The sequence below is a fragment of the Streptomyces sp. NPDC059900 genome (assembly GCF_050270335.1).
Classification (GTDB): domain Bacteria; phylum Actinomycetota; class Actinomycetes; order Streptomycetales; family Streptomycetaceae; genus Streptomyces.
Genome location: NZ_JBNNJZ010000750.1, coordinates 1 through 3,367, shown reverse-complemented (window position 1 = coordinate 3,367; position 3,367 = coordinate 1). Strand labels below are relative to the sequence as shown.

3 protein-coding genes, 1 tRNA gene and 1 pseudogene are annotated in these 3,367 nt (G+C 71.1%); 4 read left to right on the top strand and 1 reads right to left on the bottom strand.

From position 1 onward, the window contains the following. The 4 genes from ACQKIP_RS43270 to ACQKIP_RS43255 form a co-directional block, all read left to right on the top strand. A partial coding sequence (locus tag ACQKIP_RS43270) for a PQQ-binding-like beta-propeller repeat protein (protein ID WP_427745521.1) occupies positions 1-629 on the top strand: 629 nt, incomplete at its 5' end. Positions 630-724: 95 nt separating this feature from the next. After that, positions 725-844 (top strand) — tRNA-OTHER (locus ACQKIP_RS43265). A gap of 57 nt (positions 845-901) precedes the next feature. Next, positions 902-1,387 (top strand): cupin domain-containing protein, encoded by a 486-nt coding sequence (locus tag ACQKIP_RS43260; RefSeq protein WP_365856012.1) that lies wholly within the window; start codon positions 902-904, stop codon positions 1,385-1,387. Between the two features lie 63 nt (positions 1,388-1,450). Continuing rightward, positions 1,451-3,163 carry an ABC-F family ATP-binding cassette domain-containing protein gene (locus tag ACQKIP_RS43255; RefSeq protein WP_365856014.1) on the top strand — a complete coding sequence of 571 codons (1,713 nt, stop codon included), beginning with the start codon at positions 1,451-1,453 and terminating at the stop codon, positions 3,161-3,163. On the opposite strand, the pseudogene ACQKIP_RS43250 reads toward ACQKIP_RS43255, so the two are convergent. Next, a pseudogene (locus ACQKIP_RS43250) lies at positions 3,160-3,367 on the bottom strand (hypothetical protein); the annotation flags it as partial. The gene ACQKIP_RS43255 and the pseudogene ACQKIP_RS43250 sit on opposite strands and share 4 nt — an antisense overlap.

Below are 3,367 nucleotides of genomic sequence, written 5' to 3'. Positions count from 1 at the left end.
GCACGCGGGACACGGACAAGCCGCACGACACCGACGTGTTGCGGCTCAACCCCGCCTCCGGAGCCGCCGAGAAGGTCACGACCCTGCCCGGCAGGCATCAGCTGACCGGGAACACGGGGGACCGGATGGTCCTGGCGGGGGAGAGGGAACCATCGGACGAGAACCTTCGGCTGACCACCGTCAACGGCTCGGGAGCGCAGACCTCGCACACCTACCGGATTCCGGGCATGGAGGCCGGTAAGCCGGGCGAGGTGGCCGAAACGGCTGTCATCGGTGACCGTCTCTTCTCCGTGACGTGGCAGGGCAAGGCCACGGCCTACTCCCTGACCACGGGAAAGACTCTGTGGGCCGCCCCCGTGGGCATCAAGATGCCTGACGAGGACTCGTTCACGGGCATCGCGGATCCCGTGGTGTCGGAGCGGCAGGGCGTCGTGTACTTCCTCAACCCGAGCGGAGATATTTCCGCCCTCGATCTGCGCACGGGCGAGAAGGTCTGGCAGGACCACGTCGACATCGGCAAGCCGGGCCCCCTCTTGGCACCGGCGCCCCAACTCCTGCTCTACAAGGACGCACTGGTAGCCCATCAGGGAAGCAAGATGGTCTCCCTCCTGCCACGTACCGGAGGCTGACCCGGAAGATCGCGGCCGGGGCGGTAATGAACTCGCCCCGGCCGCGCGCTGTCCTTATCCTCACCGGAGCGGGGCTGCGCCGTCCCGCAGGTTGCGGTGCCGTGGCAGAGCGGCCCATTGCGATCGGCGTGCGGGAAGCCCCTCGCACGCCGACTGACGGGAGCCGGGCGGGCCTTGCCCTTCCCTGTCCGCGGGTTCGAATCCCGCCGGTGCCGCAACCGACCGGCACGAGAGCCGTGCGCCGCCGCCCGTCCGCACCGACTGGAGTTCGCATGAACGCCCCCGCCCCCGCCGCTCCGGTCTTCGTCGGACCGGAACAGACCGCAGCCGCAGGGCGAGGCCAGATCAGCGTCCTGTGGTCGCTCGGCGAGCGTACGAGGGACCTGGACGCCGACGTCGTCCGCCTCGCGCCGGGCGCGAGCATCGGAGAGCACACGGAGGAGGAGTTCGGTGTCCTGCTCACCGTGCTGACGGGCGCCGGCGTACTGCGCACCCGGGACGCGACCTGGCAGCTCACGCCCGGCGCCCTCGCCTGGCTTCCCGCGGGCACCAGCCGCCGCGTGGACGCGGGCGACGAGGGGCTGGTCTACACGAGTGCCCACCGCCGTCGCCCGGCCCCCGGCGCCGGTACGCCCGGCGGGTCCGAGGCCGGTGAGCCGGTGTGCCTGCTCGGTCGCGTCTGCCCCGCGTGCGGCGGCCTCGCCGCCGAACGCGACGCCCGCTACTGCGCCCGCTGCGGAACACCGCTGGCCGACTGACCGGCCAGGCTCACCAGAGGCTTTCAGCCGGCGGCAACCGGCGTACGACAGGAGCTCTTCACGATGCCCGACACGAACGCGGATGGTCCCGGCGGCGCGCAGGACGTCCTCTCCGGTGACCACCGCTCGGCGCACCTCCTCGCCGAGAACGTGCACTGCGTGCTCGGGGACCGCCTCGTGCTGCGTGACGTCTCGCTGAAGGTGTCACGGGGCGAGCGGGTCGGTCTGATCGGTGAGAACGGGCGGGGCAAGTCGACGCTGCTGCGCGCCCTCGCCGGTGAACTGCCGCTGCAACGGGGTCAGGTCGTACGGGCGGTCGCGGGCCAGGTGGGCTTCCTGCCCCAGGAGCCCGGCTTCCCGGACGGTGCGACCATCGAGACCGTACTGGCGCGGGCGACCGCCGAGTTCGGTGAAATGGCCGAACGCATGCGCGCCGCCGAGGAGTTGATGTCGTCCGGCACAGAAGATCTGGGCGACGTGCTCGGCGAGTACGGGCGGCTCCAGGACGAGTTCGCCCGACGCGGCGGCTGGGAACTCGATGCCCGGGTCGGCGAGGTGCTCGATGTCTTCGGCCTCGGCGGCCTTGACCGGCTTCGGCCCACCGCGACCCTCTCGGGCGGCGAGCGCTCCCGTCTTGCGCTCGTCGAACTCGTTCTCGCCGAACCCGCCGGGCTGCTTCTGGACGAGCCGACGAACCACCTGGACGACCGTGCGGTGGACTGGCTCGTGCCGTGGCTGGCCCGCTATCAGGGGCCGTGCCTCATCGCCTCGCACGACCGTGTGCTCCTTGACACCGCCGTCACCGCCATCGTCGACCTGGACGGCTCGCGCGGCACCACCGTGCGTTATGGCGGCGGCTACCGCGACTACCTCGACGAGCGCGCCGCGGCACAGGCTCGCTGGTGGCAGGAGTACCGCGACTGGCGCCAAGAGCTGGCGGAGACCCGGCGGCGCCTGGACAAGGCCGCCCGATCCGGCCGCACCTTCAGCGGGATGCGGGACAGCGACAAACTCTCGTACAACCTCGCCGGAGGCTCCGCCCAGGCCGCCGCCGCCCGCGCGACCCGTGCGGCCAGACAGCAGCTGGGGCGCCTCCTCGACGAAGAGGTGCGGCGTCCGCCCGAGCCGCTGACCTTCACGGCGCCCAAGAGCGATCCGCGGCGCGAGAGCGCGGAGCTGCCGGGCGACGGCGTGCTGCTCCGGGCCGACGGCCTGGTCGTGGGCGACGTGCTGCGGGGCGTGGACCTCGCACTCACCCCCGGTTCCCTGCACGTGATCACCGGGCCGAACGGCGCGGGCAAGTCCACCCTCCTGTCCGCCCTGGCCGGCCTGCGGACACCTGATGCGGGAGCGGTCGAAGGTGAACCAGGTCTGCGCATCGGCTACTTGCCACAGGAGAGCGACTTCTCCGGGGAGCGGCGCGGCGTCCTTGAGACCTTCGCCGCCCACCGCGCCGCCTATGTCGAGGACGCGGCACGGGAGCTGACCCGCTTCGGCCTGTTCGGGAGCGCGGACTTCGATGTTCCGGTGAACCGGCTCTCGGTGGGGCAGCTGCGGCGGCTCGAACTGGCGCTGCTGTTCTCGCGGCGCCCGGACCTGCTGCTGCTCGACGAGCCGAGCAATCACCTCAGCCTGGCGCTGGTCGAGCAACTGCAGGCCGCAGTCGAGCAGTTCGCGGGCCCGGTCGTGATGGTCACCCACGACCGGGCCCTGCGCGAACACCATCGCGACAGCCTGCTCCAGCTGGTCGACGGGCGCCTGGTCCGCCCGGTCTAGTTGTCCACGTCTCCGTACGTCGTGCCGACCTTCAGCCCGTCGATCCAGTTGATGACCCGCTTGTCCTTGACCTCGGAGCCGTAGGAGCCGAAGCGGGTGTCGTTGCCCAGGTCGTCCCAGGTGCGGCCGGAGAACTCGGCGACCTTGGTGCCGTTGTAGATGGCCGTAAAACAGCCGGTGGAGGCGTAGGAGTATGTTTGTATT